This is a genomic window from Sphingopyxis sp. LC363 (genome assembly GCF_000756385.1).
Classification (GTDB): Bacteria; Pseudomonadota; Alphaproteobacteria; order Sphingomonadales; family Sphingomonadaceae; genus Sphingopyxis.
Genome location: NZ_JNFC01000010.1, coordinates 16,217 through 39,494, shown reverse-complemented (window position 1 = coordinate 39,494; position 23,278 = coordinate 16,217). Strand labels below are relative to the sequence as shown.

General features: G+C 64.7%; 17 protein-coding genes. 11 read left to right on the top strand and 6 right to left on the bottom strand.

The features are described 5' to 3' along the window. Positions 1–68: 68 nt before the first annotated feature. The gene (locus FG95_RS04935) at positions 69–851 is read left to right on the top strand and encodes a hypothetical protein (RefSeq protein WP_200880150.1); all 783 of its coding nucleotides are present in this window, start codon (positions 69–71) and stop codon (positions 849–851) included. Between the two features lie 63 nt (positions 852–914). Here FG95_RS04935 and FG95_RS04930 read toward each other — a convergent pair whose 3' ends face one another. Beyond that, entirely contained in the window at positions 915–3,005 is a 2,091-nt protein-coding gene (locus tag FG95_RS04930) for a TonB-dependent receptor domain-containing protein (protein ID WP_235211466.1), read from the bottom strand. Between the two features lie 114 nt (positions 3,006–3,119). Between FG95_RS04930 and FG95_RS04925 the strand changes: the two genes are divergently transcribed. The 5 genes from FG95_RS04925 to FG95_RS04905 all read left to right on the top strand — a co-directional run bounded on the left by FG95_RS04925 (position 3,120) and on the right by FG95_RS04905 (position 7,889). Next, positions 3,120–3,488: a MerC domain-containing protein gene (locus FG95_RS04925; RefSeq protein ID WP_052182105.1), complete on the top strand. Its 369-nt coding sequence runs from the start codon at positions 3,120–3,122 to the stop codon at positions 3,486–3,488. Positions 3,489–3,588: 100 nt separating this feature from the next. Beyond that, entirely contained in the window at positions 3,589–3,921 is a 333-nt protein-coding gene (locus FG95_RS04920) for a hypothetical protein (protein ID WP_052182104.1), read from the top strand. Positions 3,922–4,048: 127 nt separating this feature from the next. Continuing rightward, the gene (gene otsB / locus FG95_RS04915) at positions 4,049–4,717 is read left to right on the top strand and encodes a trehalose-phosphatase (protein ID WP_161786532.1); all 669 of its coding nucleotides are present in this window, start codon (positions 4,049–4,051) and stop codon (positions 4,715–4,717) included. Continuing rightward, positions 4,714–6,495 (top strand): glycoside hydrolase family 15 protein, encoded by a 1,782-nt coding sequence (locus FG95_RS04910; RefSeq protein WP_037554334.1) that lies wholly within the window; start codon positions 4,714–4,716, stop codon positions 6,493–6,495. The genes otsB and FG95_RS04910 overlap by 4 nt, the downstream gene beginning before the upstream one ends. Continuing rightward, on the top strand, positions 6,492–7,889 hold the full coding sequence (locus tag FG95_RS04905; RefSeq protein ID WP_037554386.1) for an alpha,alpha-trehalose-phosphate synthase (UDP-forming): 1,398 nt from the start codon (positions 6,492–6,494) through the stop codon (positions 7,887–7,889). The genes FG95_RS04910 and FG95_RS04905 overlap by 4 nt, the downstream gene beginning before the upstream one ends. A 30-nt stretch (positions 7,890–7,919) precedes the next feature. Here FG95_RS04905 and FG95_RS04900 read toward each other — a convergent pair whose 3' ends face one another. After that, positions 7,920–9,638 (bottom strand): arylsulfatase, encoded by a 1,719-nt coding sequence (locus FG95_RS04900; protein WP_152567579.1) that lies wholly within the window; start codon positions 9,636–9,638, stop codon positions 7,920–7,922. Positions 9,639–9,855: 217 nt separating this feature from the next. On the opposite strand from FG95_RS04900, the gene FG95_RS04895 reads away from it, so the two are divergent. Next, complete coding sequence (locus FG95_RS04895; RefSeq protein WP_037554332.1) at positions 9,856–12,684, top strand: TonB-dependent receptor; 2,829 nt, start codon at positions 9,856–9,858, stop codon at positions 12,682–12,684. A gap of 84 nt (positions 12,685–12,768) precedes the next feature. On the opposite strand, the gene FG95_RS04890 is transcribed toward FG95_RS04895, so the two are convergent. From FG95_RS04890 to FG95_RS04880, 3 genes are read right to left on the bottom strand one after another with little or no spacing between them, the layout of a single operon-like run. Then, entirely contained in the window at positions 12,769–14,223 is a 1,455-nt protein-coding gene (locus tag FG95_RS04890; RefSeq protein WP_052182103.1) for a sulfatase-like hydrolase/transferase, read from the bottom strand. A gap of 16 nt (positions 14,224–14,239) precedes the next feature. Then, positions 14,240–16,243 (bottom strand): glycoside hydrolase family 2 protein, encoded by a 2,004-nt coding sequence (locus FG95_RS04885; protein ID WP_200880149.1) that lies wholly within the window; start codon positions 16,241–16,243, stop codon positions 14,240–14,242. 32 nt (positions 16,244–16,275) lie between these two features. After that, positions 16,276–17,580: an MFS transporter gene (locus tag FG95_RS04880; RefSeq protein WP_052182102.1), complete on the bottom strand. Its 1,305-nt coding sequence runs from the start codon at positions 17,578–17,580 to the stop codon at positions 16,276–16,278. A 177-nt stretch (positions 17,581–17,757) separates the two neighbouring features. On the opposite strand from FG95_RS04880, the gene FG95_RS04875 reads away from it, so the two are divergent. Further along, on the top strand, positions 17,758–18,912 hold the full coding sequence (locus FG95_RS04875; protein WP_037554331.1) for an endo-1,4-beta-xylanase: 1,155 nt from the start codon (positions 17,758–17,760) through the stop codon (positions 18,910–18,912). After that, positions 18,909–19,853 carry a family 43 glycosylhydrolase gene (locus FG95_RS04870; RefSeq protein WP_052182101.1) on the top strand — a complete coding sequence of 315 codons (945 nt, stop codon included), beginning with the start codon at positions 18,909–18,911 and terminating at the stop codon, positions 19,851–19,853. Before FG95_RS04875 ends, FG95_RS04870 begins: the two co-directional genes overlap by 4 nt. Position 19,854: 1 nt before the next feature. Here the strand turns inward: FG95_RS04870 and FG95_RS04865 are convergent, their stop codons facing one another. Next, positions 19,855–20,586, bottom strand: a complete 732-nt coding sequence (locus FG95_RS04865) for a FadR/GntR family transcriptional regulator (RefSeq protein WP_235211465.1) — start codon at positions 20,584–20,586, stop codon at positions 19,855–19,857. A gap of 132 nt (positions 20,587–20,718) precedes the next feature. Between FG95_RS04865 and FG95_RS04860 the strand changes: the two genes are divergently transcribed. Further along, entirely contained in the window at positions 20,719–22,248 is a 1,530-nt protein-coding gene (locus FG95_RS04860; RefSeq protein WP_235211464.1) for a sulfatase-like hydrolase/transferase, read from the top strand. Between the two features lie 107 nt (positions 22,249–22,355). Next, the gene (locus FG95_RS04855) at positions 22,356–23,276 is read left to right on the top strand and encodes a formylglycine-generating enzyme family protein (RefSeq protein WP_037554375.1); all 921 of its coding nucleotides are present in this window, start codon (positions 22,356–22,358) and stop codon (positions 23,274–23,276) included. The last annotated feature ends 2 nt before the right edge of the window (positions 23,277–23,278 follow it).

Here is a 23,278-nt window from a genome sequence, read left to right as displayed (position 1 = left end):
GCGCCGCTGATTTGCCATCGGCGGGTTCGGTGTTTGATAAAGCGTCGATGATACTCTATATCATGTTAATGATATTTGATGGTGAACAGGGACAGTCGGTTTCGGGACTTTTTCAGGAAATCGAAGCCCTTCAGGACGGGCAGCCATGGGGCAAATTCCTCGATGCCGGGACGGGAACCCACTCGATCGGCTGGATCGGTTCGCTCGCCACCGAATGCTGGACCGCGGTGAGCGGCGCCGAAGCCCACGCCGCGCAGGTCGCCGATGCGATCGCGGCGAAGCGCCGCACCGCCGACCGCATCATCGTCGGCAACTGGGCCGACCCCGCGCTGCTGGCGGGCGAGCGATATGACACGGTGCTGGCGGATTACCTTCTCGGCGCAATCGACGGTTTCGCGCCCTATTTCCAGCATCGCCTGTTCGCGCGGCTGCGTCCGTTCGTCGGACGACGGCTCTATGTCGTCGGGCTGGAGCCTTATGTGACCGGCGCGCCAGATACCGAAGCGGGGCGGCTGATCTGGGAGATCGGACGCTTCCGCGATGCCTGCCTGCTCCACGCGGGCGAACAGCCCTATCGCGAATATCCGGCGCAATGGACGGTCGATCATCTCGAAGCGTCGGGCTACCGCGTCATCGCCGCCAAGCGGTTCGCGAACCGCTACAAGGAGCGTTTCGTCAACAGCCAGATCGACATGTGTGCGCCGCGGCTCGCAAGGATCGCCGACCGCGGCCTAGCGGGCGCCCTCGCTGCGCGCGGCGAGGCGTTGCGGGCCGAAGCCCTCGCGCATGTCGTACGCGAGGACGGGCTTCGCCACGGCTTCGACTATGTCCTGGCGGCCGAGCCCGTCTGAAAAGATCGGCGGAAGGAGGGGCGCGGGACCATATGCCCCTCCTTCCGGTCGCCCCCTTTGGCCCTATAAGCTCGTCCGCAACCCGAAGACGAAATTCCGTCCGCGCAGCGGCGACGCATTTTTGATGAAGGACGCGTGGTTATAGGCGAGTTCGTTGGTCAAATTCGTCGCGCGCACGAACAATTCGGCGTCGGCCTTCGGCCCGAGTGCGAGCTTGTAGGCGAGCGTCGCGTTGAGCATGTCATAGCCTGATGTGCGCGTTTCGAACGCCGCGATCCGGTCCTGTTCGAAGATGTGATAATATTCGACGTCGCCCGACAGCGGCCCCCATCGCCCGTCGGCGCGGGCGCCAAGACGGCCGGCAGGAATGCGCGGCAGGTTGCCGAGATCCCCCTTGAACTTGGCCCGCACATAATCGCCGAACAGCGACACGCCGACGGTGCCGAAATCATGCCGCACCTCACCGTCGACGCCGGTGAAGGTCGCGTCGGCGGCGGTGTAGCGGATGAGCCGGAAATCCTCGAACCGGTCGAGCGTGTTGGCGAAGATATAGTTGTCGAAATCCTGATGATAGGCCGCGATCGTAAAGGTGGTCGCGCCTTTTATCTTGCGGAAGGTCAGGTCGATCGATTTGCCGGTTTCCTTGCCGAGCGTCGCGGTGCCGAGTTCATAGGTGTTCGTGGCAAGATGGATGCCGCGCGCATAAAGCTCCTGCACATTCGGCGCGCGCTGCGAGCGCGCGAGCGACAGCGCGAGCGAATAATCGCCGCCGATGTCCCAGATCGCCGCGCCCGAAATCGAGAAGGGCTTGTGGCTGACCTCACGGTTCAGCGTCGTCTCGATCCTCTGCCATTCCTGCCGCGCCGCGAGTTCGAAGCGGGCTGGACCGGCATCGAGCGTTTCCATCAGAAAAAGCGCGGTGTTGCGCGTCTCGCTTTCGGGCAGGAACGCCTCCTCGCCGACCGCGCTGAACTTGCTTTCCGAATGCTGCACCCCGAATGCCCCACGCAGAGGGCCGATCGGCTTGTGCGCCAGTTCGAAGCGGAGCTCGTGCGCCTTGTTGCTGAAGGTCGTCGCGACCTCGTCATGCTCGATCTCGTCATGCTCATAATCGGTGAACGACAGGCGGAAGCGCACCTTTTCGAACCCGGGCAGCGGATCCTCATATTCGCTGCGGATGTCGAACCGCTCGCTGCGCAGTTTGACGAACGGCACTTCCTCATGCTCGTGGTCGTGATCATGGTCGTGATCATGATCCTCGTCGTCGTGCCCGTGCCCGCCGCAATGGAGGCTGCTGCCGTGCGGATGGCAGCCTTCATAATCGTGGCTGTGCCCGGGCAGGCCATATTCGCTCCGCTGGCGGGTGTAAGCGACCCCCAGATAGCCGCCGCTGCCAACCCATGAGCCGCCGACGGTGAAGGTCGAGGTGTCGTTGTACGATCCGTCGACATGGCGCTCGCCGAAGCCCTTCGGCACGCGATAGTCGTTCGACGAGCGATGGACGCCCTCGACGCGCAGCGCGAGCCCCTGCCCGCCGATCGTGATCCCGCCCACGAGCGACCGTTCGTCGTCCGCGGTACCGAAGCGCCCCTCGACCGTGCCCGCGATGCCGCCTTCGGGTATCGAGGTCGGCACCTTTTCGTCGAGAAGGTTAATCGCGCCGCCGATCGCGCTGCCGCCGTAAAGCAGCGCCGATGGGCCGCGCAGCACCTCGATTCCGCGCAGCAGCAAAGGTTCGGTCGTCACCGCATGGTCGGGCGAGATCGCCGACGCGTCGTGGATGCTCGCGCCGTCGGAGAGCGCCTGAACGCGCGGCGCCGTCTGGCCGCGGATCACCGGACGGCTCGCGCCGCCGCCGAAATTGTCGAAATTTATTCCCGGCTGCCCGGCGAGCGTGTCGCCGAGCGTCGCCTGACGGCGGTGAACCAGTTCCTCACCAGTCAGCGTGATCACCGGCGTTGCGGTCTCGTCGGCGCGGAGGCCGAGGACATTGGCCGAGACGACGATCTCGGGATCGGCGGTGCTGCCGGCCTGCATGAAGCCGGCGTCGGGCCCTGCAGCGGATTTGACCGCCGGCACCGTTTCGCCCGCAAAGGCGATGTGCGGAACGACCGCCGGAACCGCGGCGGACAGGAGGAGAACTCGAAACTTCACAAAAACCCCTTTCTTATCTGGACGCCGGCCGTATATGATACGTTATCTCATATCACAACCCCTCAAGGCTTTTCTTGCATGTGCGCTCTCCCCTCGCGCCCCTCGCGGCGCCAAATGACGACGAACCTCGTCGAAGGAACGGCGGTGTCGGCCTCGCTTCTCTGCCTCGGACATTGTCTGGCATTGCCGCTGATCCTGCTCGCCTTGCCGATGCTCGCCGGTACCTTTTTCGAATCGGAGGTCTTCCACATCGTGGCGGCGGTGCTGGTCGTCCCCGCGGCCGCCCTCGCGTTCCTTCTCGGCTACCGCCGGCACCGCGCCCTTCTTCCGGCACAGCTTGGGGCGGCCGGGGTCGCCTGCATCGTGGCCGCGCTCTTCCCCGTCTGGGGCGAGCCGGCGTCGGCGGCGATAACGGCGATCGGCAGCCTGTTCCTGATCGGCGGGCATCTCATCAACTGGCGGCTACGCCGGGCCCTTGGCTGAGCATGACAAGCAGCCCCCCCCGCCCCGCCCCGGCGCAGGTCACAAAAATACGCGACGCGAAAGCGCCAAGCGGACACCTGCTGAGCTTGAGGAAATCGTCATGGCAATCGTGCGTGCGAGTCCACGGCCGCTCGGAGCCTACAGGATCGCGCGCCAAAGCCGGGTGCTCGGTGTGCCGCTGGCGCCCAACCAGGTTTATCGGATCCTCGATCGGTTGGGCGGGCGCGTCCATCGGGTCGAAACGCTGCATGCCTATTTCGAGGCCGGCGGCCAGCCCGGAGCGATAACAATTTGTCGCGGCTGCGGCCGCACCCGCACGCTCGACGCCGGATGCGAGCCCGAAGTCGACCGCTTGTGCCGAGCGGCAGGCTTCCACCCGAACCGCGTCATCGTGGAAGTCATGGGTCTCTGCGCCGATTGCCGAGGCAAATAGCGGCCGCCTCCGCCCGGCCGGTCGATGGTTGACCCCCGCGTCCCCGGCCTCTAGCCTTGCTGCGATGCACAAAAGGGACAATCTCCCGCTTCCGCCACCGCTTACGGAATGGGCGGCGCAGCAGCCGGTGGCGCTCTTTCTGGATTTCGACGGCACGCTCGTCGACATCGCGGAAACGCCGGACGCTATCCTGGTCCCTGCCGATCTTTTACGACGGCTCGAAGCCTTGGCGGCGCGCGTGGATGGCCGCCTCGCGCTGATCACCGGGCGGTCGCTTTCGGACATAGGCGGGCATCTCGGGCGCGGGGCGATCAGGATCGTGGGTTCGCACGGCGCCGAACAAGGCGATGTCACTGTGCCGGCGGTCACGCTATCCGGCGATACAACCATGGCAATCGCGTCGCTCGCGGCGCGGTGGCCCCACCTGCTTGTCGAAACCAAGCCGCACGGCATGGCAATCCATTACCGGCAGGAACCACATGCCGAGGCAGCCGTCTTTAGCGTCATGGACGATATTGCAGAGCGCGAAGGTCTGGCCGTGCGGCGAGGCAAGATGGTTGTCGAACTGGGACCGGCCCAAGCCAATAAGGGACGGGCGGTGGCGCGGCTTCTGGACCAGTCGCCCTATGCCGGCGCCACGCCGGTTTTCATCGGAGACGACATTACCGACGAAGACGGGTTTGCCGCCGCCGCCGCTGCGGGCGGACACGGCATCCTCGTCGGCGCGCCGCGTCCGACCATCGCCCATTACCGGCTTCCCGGCACCCGCGAGGTCTATAATTGGCTGGGCCTGTGAGCGATCTGTCGCTCTGGCCGATCGGCAATTGCCAGGTCAGCGCCCTCGTCGACAGCGCGGCGGGGCTCGTATGGGGATGCGTTCCGCGGGTCGACGGCGATCCCGTCTTCTGCGCCCTGATGAACGGCGAGCGGCAGGACGAGGGGGTGTGGCGTTTCGCGCTCGAGGGACAGGTCCGCGCCACCCCGCGATACAGCCGCAACACGCCAATCCTCGTGACGCGCCTCGAAGCCGCCGATGGCAGCGCGGTGGATATTATCGACTTTTGCCCGCGCGCAGAACGCTCGGGACGCATGTACCGGCCGGTCGCCTACACGCGCATCGTCCGCCCCGTTGCCGGCAGCCCGCGCGTTCGCATGAACCTGTCGCCGATGCGCGGCCATGGCGCGGAAACCGCCCCGACGACGCGTGGTACCAACCATATCCGCTATCTAATCGGCAATCAGCCGCTCCGCCTGACCACCGATGCGCCGGTCGGCTATCTTATGCAGGAGCTCGCATTCCGCGTCGAATCCGACCTCCATTTCTTTCTCGGCCCCGACGAGCCCTTTACCGGCAACGTTCGCGAATCGGTGCGCGGGATGGAAGAAGCGACGGGCCAATATTGGCGCAGCTGGGTGCGGGGGCTGGCGACGCCGATGGACTGGCAGGATGCGGTGATCCGCGCAGCGATCACCCTCAAGCTCTGCCAGCATGAGGAAACCGGCGCGATCGTCGCCGCGCTGACGACCTCGATTCCCGAAGCCCCGCACAGCGAGCGCAACTGGGACTATCGCTATTGCTGGATACGCGACGCCTATTACACGGTGCAGGCGCTCAATCGACTCGGCGCGCTCGACGTGCTCGAAAAATATCTCGCTTACCTCCGCAACATCGTCGATCGCGCCGCAGGCGGGCAGATCCAGCCGCTCTATTCGGTGATGGGCATCGCCGAACTCGACGAGGGGGTTGCCGAACATCTCGCCGGTTATCGCGGCATGGGGCCGGTGCGCATCGGCAACGCCGCCTATCAGCAGGTCCAGCACGACGCCTATGGCCAAATCGTGCTGCCGACCGTGCAGGGTTTCTTTGACCAGCGCCTGTTCCGCATGGCCGACGAGCGCGATTTCGAAAGCCTCGAAAGCGTCGGCGAGGTCGCATGGGCGATGCACGACCAGCCCGATGCCGGACTGTGGGAATTCCGCACCAAACAGCTCGTCCACACCTATTCGGCGGTGATGAGCTGGGCGGCGTGCGACCGGCTCGGCAACGTTGCGGCGCGGATCGGCAAGCCCGACCGCGAAGCCTATTGGAACGACCGCGCTGCGAAGATCCGCGAAACGATCGAACGCGAGGCGTGGGATGAGGCTGCCGGCCATTATGGCGCCGCCTTCGGCCATGCCCACCTCGACGCCAGCCTGCTCCAGATGGTCGAGCTGCGCTATATCCGCGCCGACAACCCCCGTTTTCAGGCGACGTTCGCCGCGATCGAGAAGGCACTGCGCCGCGGCGAACATATGCTGCGATACGACAGCGAGGATGATTTCGGCCTGCCCGAGACCGCTTTCAACTTCTGCACCTTCTGGCTGATCGAGGCGCTGCACCTGTGCGGGCGAAGCGACGAGGCGCGCGAACTGTTCGAAAAGATGCTCGCGCACCGCACCCCTTCGGGCTTGCTCTCCGAAGATCTCGATTTCGAGAATGGCGAGCTCTGGGGCAATTTCCCGCAAACCTATTCGCTCGTCGGCATCATCCATTGCGCCGGGCTGCTGTCGCGCGGCTGGGACACGGTGCGATGAGCCGGCTGATCGTCGTCTCGAACCGCGTGTCGGTCGCGAAGGGCCGCGGCGCGGCGGGAGCGCAGGGCGGGCTTGCGGTCGCGATGAGCGCGGCGCTGCACAAACGCGGCGGGATATGGTTCGGCTGGTCGGGAAACGAGGTCGAACAATTCACCGGCCAGCTCACGATGGAACGCGTCGACGGCTTCACCACCGCAACGGTCGACCTCGAACCCCATGATGTCGAGGAATATTACAACGGCTATGCCAACCGCACGCTGTGGCCGCTCTTTCACTACCGCATCGACCTTGCCGAATATGAGAATGAATTCGGTCGCGGCTATGAACGCGTCAACGAGCAATTCGCGAACAGCCTCTTTCCGCTGATCGAGAAGGACGACGTCGTCTGGGTGCAGGATTATCACTTCCTGCCGCTCGGCGAACGGCTGCGCGCGCACGGCGTGCAAAACCGCATCGGCTTATTCCTGCATATCCCCTGGCCGCCGACCCGCCTGCTCGTTTCGCTCCCGCATCACGAGCGGCTCGTCGCCGCGATGCTTCGCTATGACGTCATCGGCTTCCAGTCGGTCGAATGGCTCGAAAGCTTCCTCCATTATTGCCGCAAGGAGCATGGCGCCGAGGTCGACGAGGACAGCGGCGCGGTCCGCATCGGCAACCAAAGCACCATCGCACGCGCCTTTCCCATCGGTATCGACCATGCCGAATTCATGGCGCTCGGCGAAACCGAGATCGCCCGGCGATCGCAGCAGCGGCTCGGCGGCAGCGCGCGCAAACGCACGATCGCGATCGGCGTCGACCGGCTCGATTACAGCAAGGGGTTGCCCGAACGGATCGACGCGCTCGAACGGCTGTTCTCCAGCCACGACGACATGGTCAACCAGCTGCTTTTCGTCCAGATCGCCCCGCCCTCGCGCGAAGACGTCCGTTCGTATCAGCAAATCCGCGCGACGCTCGAGCAGAAAACCGGCCAGTTCAACGGCGCGCATTCGGACGTCGACCTCGTCCCGATCCGATACGTCAACCGCGGTTTCGGGCGGGCGGAGCTGTTCGGCTTCTATCGCGCGGCGAAGATCGGCCTCGTCACCCCGCTTCGCGACGGGATGAACCTCGTCGCGAAGGAATATGTCGCCGCGCAGGATCCCGAAGATCCGGGCGTACTCATTCTCTCGCGTTTCGCGGGCGCGGCCGAACAGCTGACCGATGCGCTGCTTGTCAATCCGCACGACGGCGGCGAGGTCGCCCGCGCGATCTGGACCGCGATGCAAATGCCGCTCGCCGAGCGCAAGGCGCGCTGGGAAAAGCTCTACGCCGTCGTCCGCGACGCCGATGTCATCGACTGGGCGGATGATTTCCTGTCGGCGCTCGTGCAGGACCCGACGCAGCCGGAAACATGAAGCGCGCGCGCGTCGTGCGCGCAGCCGCCCCTATTCCCCGACCAGCGCCTGCGGCAGCTGCGGAACGTCCGCACCGCCCCAGATCTGGCGTCCCTTCCCTTTGAGATGCGGATCGTAAGCCTCGCTCCACGCATCGACATAGCTGCGCGCCGCCCAGGCGTCCCATTGGCCCGCCATCGTGCGAACCCGATCGGGCTCCTGCGCAGCAAGGTCGTGCATCTCCGTACGGTCGGCCGCCATGTTGAAAAGCTGCCAAGGCTTCTCGAAGCCCGCGACGAGTTTCCACTTGCCGTCGCGGACGGCACGGTTGCCCTCATGCTCCCAGAAAATCGGCTTGCCGCGCGTCAGCGCCTCGCCGCGGAAGGCGGGGACCATCGAACGCCCCTCCAACGGCAGGATCGCATGGCCATTGAAGGATTTGGGATAGGTGGCGCCGGCGAGCTCGACGAGCGTCGGCATGACGTCGATCAGATGCCCCGGCTCGCGCACCAGCGTGCCGCGCGCCTTCGCCGCGATCCCGCGCGGCCAGTGCGCGATCAGCGGCGTCGCGATCCCGCCCTCATAGGTGTGGTGTTTGTAATATTGGAAGGGCGCGTTCTGCAGCGTCGCCCAGTTCATTCCGGTCCAGACCACCGACTGCGCGCTGCCCGGCAGACCTTCGCCCTTAAGACGGCCGTCGGGGCCGCTTTCGGCGGTGCCGCCATTGTCGCTCATCAGGAGGATCAGCGTATTGTCGAGCTCGCCCGATTGCCGCAGACGATCGACGAGCGTGCCGATCGAGCGGTCGACGCGGTGGATCACCGCGGCATAGACCGCCATCATCGTGTCGAAGCGATCCTTCTCCGCCGGTGACAGCTTGTTCCAGTCGTAGCTGCCCGGCAGCGCGGCGGGCAGTTCGGCGTCAGCGGCGATGATGCCGAGCTGCTTTTGCCGCTCGAAGCGATCGCGGCGCACCGCCTCCCAGCCCTGCATGTACCGGCCCTTGAATTTCGCGACATCCTCGGGCGGGGCCATCAGCGGGAAATGCGCCCCGACGAAGGGCATGTAGAGAAAGAAGGGTTTGCGCTGTTCGCGCGCCTCGCCGATGAACTTCACCTGCCAGTCGACGAACATGTCCGACGAATACCAATAGCCCTGCCCGACGCGCGGCGAACTGGCGGGCACGCGCTCGCCGTCGATATAGACCGATTTTGCCAGGGGTTGGGGCTGGTCGCGGTAATATAGCTCGCCCGAAGGCGAGGTCAGCGAGCGGTTGAAGCCGCGCTGCCACGGGCCGACGCCGCGCGAGATGCCGAGATGCCATTTGCCCGCCATCGCGGTGAAATAGCCCGCCGATTGCAGCACCTCGGCCAAAGTGACGACGCGATCGGACAGTTTGCTGTGCAACCCCTTCGAGCCCGGCACATGGACCGATTCGAGATGCCCCAGCCCCGCCTGATGCGGATAGGTGCCGGTCAGCAGCGACGCCCGCGACGGGCTGCACCGCGCATTATTGTAGAATTGCGTGAAAGCGAGACCGTTTTTTGTCAGCGCATCAATGTTCGGCGTCGGAATTTCGCCGCCGAAGCTGCCCATGTCGGAAAAGCCGACATCGTCGAGAAGGATCACCACGACGTTCGGACGAGTCGGTTGCGGACGGGCCGGCGCCGCCTCGGCCGCGATCGCGACCGACGGCAAGGCGGCGGTTGCGATCGCCGCGGCGGCGCAGCCCGCACGGGCCAAAAGGCGGGCAGCAAATCTGATATTCACCGAGCACTCTCCCTATTCACCGATTTATCATATATATATTGACTTTGTTTGGCCCGTTGGTCAACGTCCGCGGCGAAGCGTCGACGAAAAGGGTGCGGAAGAGCTGGGTAGAGTCGGGTTTGCGGCCGGGGTGCCCCCGCCGAATCATCCACGGCCCGCCTCCTGTTTGCCGGCGCCAAGGGCAAAAATGCCTGCGCACGGAACTGGGAGAGGGAAGATGAAGAAGCAGACAGGTTTTGCGGCCGCCGTGTCGGTCATTGCACTCGTCGCGAGTGTACCGGCGTGGGGCCAGTCGACCGACGCGGGCGGCACCGTCGCCAGCGACACGCTGGTCGACGCGCTGCAGGAAAACACCGGGGATGCGATCGTCGTCACCGGCATCCGCCGCTCGCTCGAGCGCGCCGCCGATATCAAGCGCGAGTCGGTGCAGGTCGTCGATGCGATCGTCGCGCAGGACATCGGCAAGCTTCCCGATCCCACCACTGCCGCCGCGCTCCAGCGCGTACCCGGCGTCCAGGTGTCGGTAAACCGCAACAACGAACTCGGCGATGTGCGCGTCCGCGGCCTTCCCGACGTGCTCACCACGGTCAATGGCCGCGAGGTGTTTTCGACGATCGGCCGCAACTTCGACCTGCAGGACATGCCTGCCGAAGCGCTGTCGCGCGTCAATGTTTTCAAGTCGCAGACCGCCGAGCTGACCGAAGGCGGGCTTGCCGGGGTCATCGACCTTCAGCTCAACCGTCCGTTCAATTTCAGGGATCCGACCGTCGTCCTTGGCGGCCGCGCCAATTACGGCGACCGCGTCGACAAGATCAATCCGCAGTTCAGCCTGCTGGCGACCGACCGCTGGGACACCGGCATCGGAGAGATCGGGGCGCTGATCAACGGCACCTATTCGAAGTCCGACTATTATCGCGCGACGACCGTATTGTTCCAGCGGCGCAGCACCAACACCGCGCCGTTCAACACGCCGGGCTATGTCATCCCCGGCATCCTCCAGAATTTCCCGCAACAAGGCTTTATCGAGCGGCACCAGTTCAACGGCGCGCTGCAATGGCAAGCCTCGCCGTCGCTCGAAGTCTATGCCGAGGGCTTCTATACCTATTTCCGCGACCGCGGCAGCCGCAACGGTGCAAATATCCAGCCCTTTACCAACGGTACGACGATCACCGACGTCACCCCCGGCACGAGCTGCATCAACACCTATGTCCGTTCGAACGGCAACAACCCGGTCATCCAGACCGACGCCGAGGGCAACAAGTCGTGGACGCTGACCCAGGCACAATTGGATAACCCGGTCGAGCTGTGCCAGCCCGAAAGCATGACCTTCGCCAACCTCGTGTCGAACCAGACCACACAGGCGCGCGACCTCAACCAGCGTAACAAGCAGTTCGCCGGCGGGCTGAAATATGAAGAGGGCCGACTGAACGCGGTGCTCGACGTCGCATACCAGACCTCGAAATACGAGCTGCAGAATATCACCTCAGACATCGGCCAGCGGCTGCCCAGCCTGACCGTGACGATGGATAACGACGGCCACGCCGAATATACGGTGCCCGGCGATGCCCTGCTCAGCCGCGACAATCTTTATATCCGCAACGCGCTGATCCAGAATTTCACCGAGAACCGCGGCAAGCTGTTCCAGGCCAAGGGCGACGTCGATTATGATCTCGACGGCTTCCTGTCGAATATCGCGGTCGGTGTTCGCTACGCACATCGTTCGGCCGAAGAGCAGGCGGTCAATCTCAACACGGCGACGCCCGGCGGAAATATCGGGACGGGGAGCGAGGCGACCGCGGTGCTCGTCTCCGATACCGGACTGCCCGACGATTTCCTGGTGCTCGGCTCGCGCGCACCCGACCTCAACAATGGTTCGCGCTTCTACATCCCCAACCCTGATTTCCTCCTCTCGGAAGACGGGCTCGACGCCGCGCGCGCCTATTTCGGATTGCCGGCGGGCCGGCCCGACTTCGATCCGGGCCGTGCGTTCGACGCGAAGGAGGATACGCTCGCCGCCTATGTGCAGGGCAAATATGAAACCGACCTGTCGAACAGCATCACATTGGATGGCGTCGTCGGGGTGCGCTATATCCGCACGAGCCGCACGATCGGCACGTTCGTGGAGGCGGAGGGCGGCGAATATGACCGGCTGACCGCCGACTCGGTCGATCACGACTGGCTGCCCAACGCGACGGCGCGCTTCCGGATCGGCGACAATATCCAGATCCGCTTCGGCTATGCCAAGTCGCTGCGCCGCCCGAACTTCGAAGCGCTCAACCCGGCGATCACGCTCAACCAGTCGAACAACCCGCTGGTTCAGAGCACCGGCAATGCGGGCAACCCCGACCTCAAGGCGCAGAAGTCCGAAAGCCTCGACGCGACCTTCGAATATTATTTCCCCAGCGGCTATGTGGCGATCGCCGGCTATTACCGCGACATCACCGATCGCGTCATCACGAGCGGCGCGGTCGAGATGATCGATGGCGTCGATTATTCGGTGGCGCGCCCGCGCAACGTCGGCCAGGCGACGCTGAAGGGCATCGAACTCAGCACCCAATATTTCTTCGACTTCCTGCCCGGCGCGCTGTCGGGGCTGGGGGCGCAGGGAGCCTTCACGCTGGCCGATTCCAAGGTCGGGGGCGACGATCCGCTGGCAGGCTATCCGCTTCAGGGCGTGTCGAAATACAACTACACCGTCGGCCTGCTGTACGAAAAGAGCGGGATCAACGCGCGACTGGTCTATACCTATCGCTCAAAATATCTCTCGCTCGACGCCACCGGCCAACCGACGCTGCGGCCCATGACCGAAGAGACGATCGCTTCGCTCGAAGTGCCAGCGCTCGTCACCTACGCGCGCGGGGGTGGACGGCTCGATTTCAACATCGGCTATGACATCACCGACCAGATCCGCGTCGATGTCGGCGGCACCAACATCCTCGGGAACAACACGTCGACCTATTACGACTATCCCGGATATACGAATATCAACAACGAGATGGCGTATGACGAAACGACCTATTCGGTGGGCGTGCGCATCAAATTCTAGAGGAAATGCGCGGCGGCAGCGATCTGCCGCCGCGCGCTCCTGTCATTCGGTCGGCCCCGCGCTCCATGCGACGGGGCCGCTTTCTTATCGGCGCAGCGTCGCCATCCACGCCTTGAGCTTGGCGAGCAGGCGGTCGCGGACCGCGGGTTCGCTTGCTGCGACATCGTTCGCCTCGCCAGGGTCGCGTGCCAGATCGAAGAGCTGCGGGCTCGCCCCGCCCGCCTCGGCAAGCAGCTTCCAATCGCCTTCGCGGATCGCGAAGGGCGGCGCCTGATCGCGCTCGAGCTCCGGCTGCGGCGGCTCTTTCGCCGCGCCTTCCTTGCCATAGGCCCAATAGAGATCGGGCCGCTGCGCGATCGCGCGGCCCTGGATCACCGGCGACAGGTCGACCCCGTCGACTCCCGCCGGTGCCCGCGCGCCGACGATGCGCGCGAGCGTCGGCAAGAGGTCGACACCCTGCCCCACCGTCCGCTCGTCGCGATACCCCGCCTTGGTATGGCCGCGCCAATAGAGGATTAGCGGCTGACGAATGCCGCCTTCGTAAAGGCTCCATTTGCGACCGCGCAGATTTCCAGTGCTGCCCGGCGCGACTTGGCCGTCCTTATAATAGCGCGGCGACGACGACGGGCCATTGTCGCTGGTGACGATGACGAGCGTATTATCCATCTCGCCCATCTGGTCGAGGCGGTCGAACAGGCGCCCAAGCGTCTTGTCCATCTTGACCAGCGAGGCGAGCATCCGGTCGTCATCGGAAGACGTGCCCTTGCCCATGACGTCCGCAAGGCTTTCGTCGTCGGGCGCCCAGGGATCGTGCATATCGTTGAGCCAGAGGTTCACGAACCACGGCCTCTCTGCATGCTGCGCGACGAAGTTGACGGTCATGTCGGCGTAGAGGCCGGTGAGATTGGTCTTCAATTCCCAAAAACGCGGCCCTTCGCCGAGTTTGTCCGACTGCTCGGCGAGGAAGCGTTCTTCGTCGGACACCAGCACGCGGGGCCCGAGCCCTTCGAAGGTCGTGAAACTATGGTCGAAGCCATAGGCCGTCGGCCAGGGCGCATCACCGATGTCGCGCCCGCCGCCAAGATGCCATTTGCCGATATGCGCGGTGTCATAGCCGGCGCCCTTCAGCAACCGCGCGATATTGGGCAGCTTGGGGTCGAGCCAGTCGGCCTGACCGACCGATCTATTATAGGCGCGGTCGCTGACATAGTTGACGAAGCCGACCTCGGCGGGAAAACGCCCGGTCAGAAAGCCCGCGCGCGAGGGGGAACAGATCGGCGCCGCGTCATAGAATTGCGTCATCAGCACGCCTTCGCGCGCGAGACGGTCGAGGTTCGGGGTCTGGACCTTTTGGTTCCCCATCACCGACAGGTCGCCGAAGCCCATGTCGTCGACGAGCACGAACAAGATATTGGGCTTGCCCGCTGCGGGCGGAGCGGACCTGTCGGCAGCGGAAGCCGTCGCTGGCGCCGCGACGCCCATCAGCGCCGCGAGCATGGTGGTCGCGGCCCAGTGGGCCATCGTGGTGCGTCGTGCCATCGGCGTTTCCCCTGCCTTATTTATCCTCGAACAGCGGCTTTGCGATCTCGGCGAAATCCTCGACCGGCAGCTTCGACACCGCGCGGTCATAGGTGAGGAGACCGTTGAGTTCGCCCTCGACGTCGCTCGTTTCGGTATAGACCGACGCCGCGAGCCCCAGCTCCTTCGCTTGGCGGATGATCTCGTCGAACTTGATCTTGTAGCGGCGGCGATAATCTTCCTTGTCGGTCGCGAACTGATAGATGCGCGCGTCGCGGTCGGTGAACCACAGATGCCCCGGAATCGGCAGCCCGACGCCGCCGAATTCGCCGGTCACGATCGGGCGGTCGGCCTGCGGCGCGGGTTCGACGGGCACCTCGTCATAGGTGTGGATGTCGTAGACGTCCGACCCGCTTCCGGGCACGTCGAACCAGCCGCTCGCATTGTTGACGAGGCGGCTCGGGTCCATGTTCTTGGCGATGCTGCCGACGGTCTTGACATCGTACTGGCCCCAGCCCTCGTTGTTGGTCACCCACATCACGATCGAGGGGAAGGCGCGGAGCGCGCCGATCATCCGCGCTAGTTCGGCCTGATATTGCGCCATGCCCGCCGAGGTAAAGGTCGCCTCGCGGTCGCTCGGCCGCCGCACCGCCTGATCGCCGAACGCGCCCGAGGGCATGTCCTGCCAGATCAGGATGCCGAGCCGGTCGGCGTCGTGATAATATTGCGCGGGCTCGACCTTGATATGCTTGCGGAGCATATTGAAGCCGGCTTTCTTGAGGAAGATGATGTCGCTGCGCGCGGCTTCCTCCGACGGCGGGGTGAGCAGGCTTTCGGGCCACCAGCCTTGATCGAGCGTGCCATTGTGGAAGAGCGGCTTGTTGTTGAGCAGCAGCGCCATCTTGCCGGTCTTGGGATCGATACCGGTCGAAATCTTGCGCATCCCGAAATAGCTTTTGACGCTGTCGCTGGGCGCGCCGGTGACAGTTGCCGCGGCATAGGCTTGAACCTCGCGCTCGGTCATCGGCGGCAGCCCCGTCCGGTCGTTACCCGCCCCCTTCGGTGGAGTCACTTTCACGAGTTCGGCGGTCAGATCATAGAGGTAGGGATCAACGGGCGACCAGAGGCGCGCATTTGGAATCTTGAGCACGCCCTGCCGGTTGCCGCGGATGATCGTGCTCGCGATCACCTTGCCCTTGTCGCGCGCAGTGATGCGCACGGCGTCGCTGGGCGTCGCGGTGTTGCTGAGCGCGACGTCGACCGCCAGCTCGCCCTTGTCGATGTCGGGCACCGCGCGCAGGTCGGCGATATGGAGGTCGGCGACGGGTTCGAGCCATACCGTCTGCCAGATCCCGCTGACCGCCGTGTACCAGATGCCGCGCGGTTCGAGCGTCTGCTTGCCGCGCGGCTGGTCGCCGGTCGAGGTCGGGTCGGTCACCTGTACGACGAGTTCGTTCACGCCGGACCGCAGGTAGCGGGTGACGTCAAAACTGAACGGGTCGGAGCCCCCCTTGTGGCTGCCGACGACGACGCCGTTGACGAGCACCGTCGATTCGAAATCGACCGCGCCAAAGTGGAGCAAGGTGCGCTGGCCCGGCCATTTGGCGGGCAGCGTGAAGCTGCGCTTATACCAGAGCCGGTCGTCGGGCATCAGCTTGCGCGCGACGCCCGACAGTTTCGATTCGACCGCGAAGGGCACGAGGATCTTGCCGTCCATCGCCGCGGGCTGCGGTTCGTTCGCCGGGCGGATCGCATAATCCCAATGCCCGTTGAGATTCATCCAGGTGTCGCGTTCCATCTGCGGGCGCGGATAGCTGCGCCACGCATTTTCGGGGGTCACCTTGCGGCCCCATTCGGTCATGATCGGGCCGACATAGGCGGGTCCGCTCTCGGTCGTGCCGGGCGCTGTGTAGCCCGCGGTATTGATCGTCGAATTGGCGGGCTTTTTCGGCGGCGGCGCTGCGGTCTGCGCCAAGGCGGCAACGCTGGCGCTGCTTGCCAAAACGGTGGCAACCACGAGCAGCTTCGATACGGACTTCATCGGACCCTCCCAATTTATATGATCAATGTGTTTTATAAAGAGTCACCCGCCGTGGCAACCGGAAATCGGTCACGGTCGCCGCGCGGAATGCGCCGTTCGATCAGGAAGATCGCCGTCGTCGAAAAAGCGAGCATCGCCGCGAGGAAGATCATCGGCGCCAGGTCGCTGCCCGTCGCATCGCGGATTTTCGGCACGACCGCTTGCGCAACGAAGCCGCCGAGATTGCCGACCGAATTGATCGCCGCGAACCCCGCCGCCGCCGCCGCACCCGTCAGGAAACGGCCCGGCAAGACCCAGAAAAAGGGCTGGCCGGCAAAGATCGCCGCAGCGGCGATGCACAGCGCGGCGAACTGAAGCACCGGCCACGGCAGGACGACCGCGAGCACAAGGCTCAGCGCTCCGACGAGGGCGGGCCCGACCATGAAGCGACGCGAGCCGGTGCTCTGCGCCGCCCGACGCGGAAGCCACCACAAGGCGGCCGCGACCACTAGCCAGGGAATGACGTTGAGCAAGCCGTTCACGGCATCGCTCACCCCGAAGCCGCGAACAATCGTCGGGAGCCAATAGCTGAGGCCGTAAGCCGAAAGCGGAAAGCCGAGAAAGGCGATGCAAAGCAGGATGACGCGGAAGTCGCCGAGCGCGCGCAGCGGGTTGGCCTGTTCGCGCACGCCGCCTTCCGCGGTAAGCGTCTCGGCAAGCCACGCCTTTTGCACGTCGGTGAGCCACCGGGCTTCGGCGGGGCCGCGCGGCAGGCGCGCGAGGACGACGGGTACGAGGAGCACCGCCGGGATCGCGGTGACGATGAACACCCATTGCCATCCGCGCAGGCCGGCCACGCCGTCGAGCTCCAGCAGCAGCCCGCCGAGCGCCGCACCGACCGCGTTGGCGAAGGCACTTGCGATCAGGAACAGCCCGATCGCCCGCGCGCGCTCGGCCTGCGGAAACCAGAGGGTCAGCAGGTAGAGCACCCCTGGGAAGAAACCCGCCTCGGCCACCCCGAGCAGAAAGCGGAGAATGTAGAAGCTCGTCGGCGTCCAGGCGAACCCCAGCGCGAGCGTTACGAGGCCCCACGCCCCGATGATCCGCGCGAACCAGATTCGCGGGCCGACGCGTTCGAGAATCAGATTGCTCGGAATCTCGAAGATGCAATAGCCGAGAAAGAACAGCGCCGACCCCAGGCCATAGGCGGCCTCGCTGAGCCCGAGATCGCCGACCATCTGGAGCTTGGCATAGGCGACATTCTGCCGGTCGATATAGGCGACGAGGTAAAGCAGGCACAGCAGCGGCATCAGCCGCCAGGTGATGCGCCGTACGGTCGCCGCGCCGATATCGTCCATCTCCGCCTCTCCCTGCCGGCGCCTTTTCGCGCTTTCTGGCGGTCGCGCCGCCCTACCCTCTATTTATACGATATATATGCTTCCTATCGACGCAAATCGAATCTATCAATGGGGCATCGGTTGTGATGCGGGGGCGAACCGGCCCTCGCCAAAGACACCACAAGAGGGAGAAGAGACATGATCCACCGGAGTTTCCTGCTCACCGCCGCCGCCGCGTTCACCATCGCCGCCACTGCCGCCCAGCCTGCCGCCGCGCGCGAGCAATGGACGAAGGAACAGGCGAACAGCTGGTACGACAAGCAGCCGTGGCTGATCGGCTCCAATTACAACCCCGGCTCGGCGGTCAACGAGCTCGAGATGTGGCACGAACCCACTTTCGATCCGGCGACGATCGACAAGGAACTCGGCTGGGCGTCCAGCATCGGCATGAACACGATGCGCGTCTTCCTGCACAACCTGCTCTGGGAAAACGACCCCGAAGGCCTCAAAAAGCGGATGAACGAATTTCTGGTCATCGCCGACAAGCACAAGATCAAGATCATGTTCGTGCTGTTCGACAGCGTGTGGGATCCGAACCCGGTCTATGGCCTGCAGAGCCCGCCGATCCCCGGCGTCCACAATTCGCGCTGGGTGCAGGCGCCGGGCGAGCCGCGGCTGAAGGACGCAAGCCAATATCACAAGCTCGAAGGTTATGTGAAAGACATCGTCGGCACCTTTGCCGGCGACAAGCGCATCATCGCCTGGGACGTGTGGAACGAGCCGAACAACAAGGGCGGCGGCAATTACGAGCACATCCCCGACAAGAATAAATATGTCGCGCTGCTGCTGCCGCAGGTCTTCGAATGGGCGCGCAGCGCCAACCCCAGCCAGCCGCTGACCTCGGGCGTCTGGATCGGCGAGAATTGGGACAATATGGACAAGGTCGACGCGGTCGAGCGCACGCAGCTCACCCAGTCGGACATCAACAGCTTCCACGATTACAGCTGGCCCGAAAAGTTCGAAAAGCGCGCGAAGCAGATGCTGAGCTATGGCCGGCCGGTGCTCTGCACCGAATATATGGCGCGCGGCAACGGCTCGACCTTCGACGGATCGCTGCCGATCGGCAAGAAATACAATATCGGCATGTATAACTGGGGCTTCGCCGACGGGAAGACGCAGACGCGCCTGCCGTGGGATAGCTGGAAAAAGCCCTATACCTATGACGAGCCTACGATCTGGTTCCACGAGGTCTTCCGCGCCGACGGCAAGCCTTATCGCCAGGCCGAGGTCGACCTGATCAAGCGCCTCGCCGCCGCACCCAAGGGCGTGGTCCCGATGGCGAACGCCAAATGATCCGGCGGCCGGTGCTCCGCCGCGCCCTGCTCGCCGCGCTGCTTGCCGGTTCGGCAGCGGCCGTGGCGGCGGATGCGCCGGCCCCGCTCTCGTTCGACGGCGCCGACCCCGATTTCGAAGCCGCGGACGGGCGTTATTATATCTATCCGACCAATTCGGGCGGGACCGGGCGGCTGCACGTCTGGACCTCGCCCGACCGTCGTCACTGGAAAAAGGGCGCCGAGTTGATCGCGCTCGACCGAATCGGCTGGATCGGCGACGACGGCGCGCCGCGTCACGCGCTGTGGGCGCCCGACATGATCGCCGCGAACGGCCGCCATTATCTCTATTATTCGGTCGGACCGCAGAATCCGACGCCAAGCCGGATCGGCGTCGCGACCTGCGCCGGCCTAGAAGGCCCCTGCACCGACAGCGGCAAGCCGCTGATCACCGGCGGCAAGGGGTTCGAGGCGATCGACCCTGCGGTCTTCGTCGATCCCGCAAGCAAGACACCCTACCTCTATGCCGGTGGCAGCGCGGGCGCGAAGCTGCGCGTCTGGACGCTCAAGCCCGATATGGTGACGATCGACCGCGAGATCGCCGTCGAAACGCCGCCGCATTTCACCGAAGGCGCGTTCATGCACGAACGCGGCGGCACCTATTATCTCTCCTATTCGTCGGGCAGCTATCGTCACGACAGCTATCAGGTCCACTATGCGACCGCGCCCTCGCCGACGGGCCCCTGGACCTGGCGCGGCAAGATCGTCGAGAGCGACGATCGCTTCAAGGGCCCCGGCCACCATGCTTTCCTGCACGACCCCGCCGATGGCCGCTGGTATATCGCTTATCACCGCTGGGAAGGGCAGACCGGCCCCGGCCCGTATAAGGGTAGCCGCAAATTCATCGTGCAGCCGATCGCCTATCGCGCCGATGGCACGATTGTGCCGCTGGAAATGCGCTAGGCTATTTCTCCGCGTCGTCAATCAATGTCAGAACGTCGCCGATCAGGTGGCGCATCGCGCTGCGCGCCGCGTCGGGATCGTGCGCCGCGATCGCATCGCGAACCGCGGCATGGTCGGCAACGCTGGCGGTGCGGCCCTTGATCCGGTTGGTAAAGCGGATCGAGGTGCGCAATGCCGTGCTCACCACATCGCGGAACTGGGCGTAGAAGGGATTGTTCGACGCGCGCAGCACGGCGACGTGAAAGGCGATGTCGGCCTCCAGCGTATCATCCTCGCCGCGTTCGGCCGCCGCCATACGATCGAGGCCGTCGCCGATCCGCTTGAGCTCTTCGTCGCGTCCGAACTGGGCCGCGAGCGCCGCCGCCTCGGGCTCGATCGCGACACGCAGTTGGTTGAACTGTTTGAGCAGCTCGATCGAAAATTGCCGCTCGAGCAGCCAGCGCAGCACATCGGTGTCGAACAGGTTCCACGACGAGGTCGGCTGCACCACGGTACCCTGCCGCGGCCGTGCGCTGAGCAGCCCTTTGGCGGTCAGCATCTTCACCGCCTCCCGCGTCACCGACCGGCTGACGCCATGGCGCTTGGTCAGTTCGGCTTCGGTCGGAAAGGCTTCGTCGTCGAACTGACCGGTAACGATCGCGCGCCCCAGATTGTCGAGCAGCCCATAAGTCAGATTGCGCCCGAGCGAAGCGGGGGCATCATCCTGCCCCAGTCCCGATTGTTCCCACGACACGGCGTTCGACTCCTTTCGAGAAGCCGCGAAGCGGCCTTGCGCCAATGTTTAGGCCCAACAGAAAAGTAGACAAGCTTAATTAATACGATAAATATGTATTCACCCGACAGAATCGGGAGGTTGGGAGAAAATATGTTCAATCGGTCGCTCACCGCTGCCCTCCCCGCCGCCGGAAAGGCCCGCGGCCGGCACCGCATTTTCGCCGGTGGACGTTTTTTCGCGACGGCGGCGATGAGCCTGGCGGCGATCGCGGCCGTGCCTACCGCGGCGGCCTTGGCGCAGAGTGCACCCCCGGCGCGCGCCGCCGAAGCCGGCAAGCAAGCCGAACGCCGGCCTAATATCCTGTTCATTCTCGTCGACGACATGGGCTTCGGCGATCTGTCGGTGATGGGGAACAAGAAGGTCTGGACGCCGAACCTCGACCGCCTCGCGCGCGAAGGCGTGCTGCTCACTAAATTCTATGACGCCGCGCCGATCTGTTCATCGTCGCGCGCGGGTTTCCTGACCGGGCGCTTCCCCGCCGACGTCGGCTTTGTCGGCATTACCGGCGCGCGTGCGCGCAACGCCGAAATCGGGCAAGCCGACTGGCTCGATCCGAAACTGCCGACGATCGCGCGGCTGCTCCAGCAGAACGGCTACAAGACCGCGCATATCGGCAAGTGGCATCTCGGCGGCGGACGGGATATCGGCGATGCGCCTTGGCCGACCGCCTATGGCTTCGACAAGAGTTTCACGACCTTCGAAGGGCTCGGTCCGCGCGTGCTCGTGTCCGACGAAGAGCGTTTTCTCGCCCAGCAGTCGGACAAACTCGGCGAAGGGCCACGTTTCTGGGAGATCAAGACCAACCTCACCGGGCTTTACGCCGACATGACGGTCGATTTTGTCGCGCAGAGTTCGCAGAAACCCTGGTTCGTGAACCTGTGGCTCAACGACATCCATGATCCGTGGGCGCCCGACGACGAAAGCCTGTCCGACGTCATGGGCAAGGGGGAGTCGTCGGACGACGACCGGATGCTCGCCTCGCTGGTCAAGATGGACAATACGCTCGGGCGCCTGTTCGACCGCCTCGACCAGATGGGCGAGATGGACAATACGCTGATCCTCTTCACGTCGGACAATGGGCCCTCCCCGCTCGCGCGCTATTATGAGCGCGGCGAGACCGCGCCGGGAAGCACCGAGGGGCTGCGCGGCCGCAAGTTCAGCCTTTATGAAGGCGGCATCCGCCAGCCGCTGATCCTTTATTGGCGCGGCCATATGAAGGCGGGAACGCGCGACGAGCTGACGGTGGCGCAGGGCGTCGACCTGCTACCGACCTTCGCGAGCATCCTCGGCGTCGAGAAACCCGCGGGCAGCGTCGGCATCGATCTGTCGCCGGCGCTGCGCGGTCAGCCGGTCACGCAGCGGCCCGACCTGTTCTGGGCCTATGGCAAGGAAGGGCGCCCCCTGTTGGGCAAGCCCAGCCAGCCGATCGACGTGTCGCCGCGCTTTGCGGTGCGCGAGGGCGACTGGAAACTTCTCGCGAACGATGGCGGCACCGACGTCGAGCTCTATAACCTCGTGCGCGATCCCAGGGAAAAACAGGATCTCGCGGCAGGTGAGCCCGAAGTGCGCGGACGCTTGCTGGCGAAACTGAAGAAATGGCTTGCCCAGCTGCCCAAATAGGCGCGCAGCCAAACAAACAAGCCAAACCCGAGAATCGAAATGATCGCCCGACCATGAAAGCCGCATCGCGCCGTGCCGCCCCCGCCCCCGCCCCGTCGCTCGACGGTATGCGTTTCATCGAGGGCGGCGCCTTCACCATGGGGTCGGACCGCTTCTACCCCGAAGAACGGCCGCTGCGCCGCGTCAAGGTCGACAGCTTCTGGATCGACGAGACGCCGGTAACCAACGCCGCTTTCGCCGAATTCGTCGCCACCACCGGCTATCGCACCCTTGCCGAACTGCCGCCCGATCCCAAGCTGTACCCCGGCGCCGATCTCGAGGGCGTCGAGCCCGGATCGCTGCTGTTCCAGAAAGCCGACGGACTTATCCCGCTCGACGATCCGTCGGGATGGTGGGCCTTCGTTCCCCGCGCCGACTGGCGGCATCCGACCGGCCCCGAAAGCTCGATCCAAGGCATGGAGGACCATCCGGTCGTCCATGTCGCGCACTGCGATGCCGAGGCTTATGCGAAATGGACGGGCAAGGCGCTGCCGACCGAGGCAGAATGGGAATATGCCGCGCGCGGCGGCGTCGACGGGCGGGAATTTGCGTGGGGCGACGAACTGGCGCCGGGCGGCGCTATCCTTGCCAATTATTGGCTCGGCCTCTTCCCCGTCTCGACGACCAAGCCCGACGGTAATTACCGCACGACGCCGGTCGGCAGCTTTCCCGCCAATGGCTACGGCCTTTTCGACATGATCGGCAACGTCTGGGAATGGACGCGCGACTGGTATGCGGCGCCGCAGGCGGCAAAGAGCAAATCGCCGTGCTGCGCTATCGCCAATCCGCGCGGCGCGACGCTCGCGCAAAGCTATGACGATGCGACACCCGGCGCGCGCATCGGTCGCAAGGTCATGAAGGGCGGATCGCACCTCTGCGCCGTCAACTATTGCCAACGCTACCGCCCGGCGGCGCGGCATCCGCAACATGTCGATAGCGCGACGAGCCACATCGGCTTTCGCTGCGTGTCGCGACGAAAGGGAGAATGAAG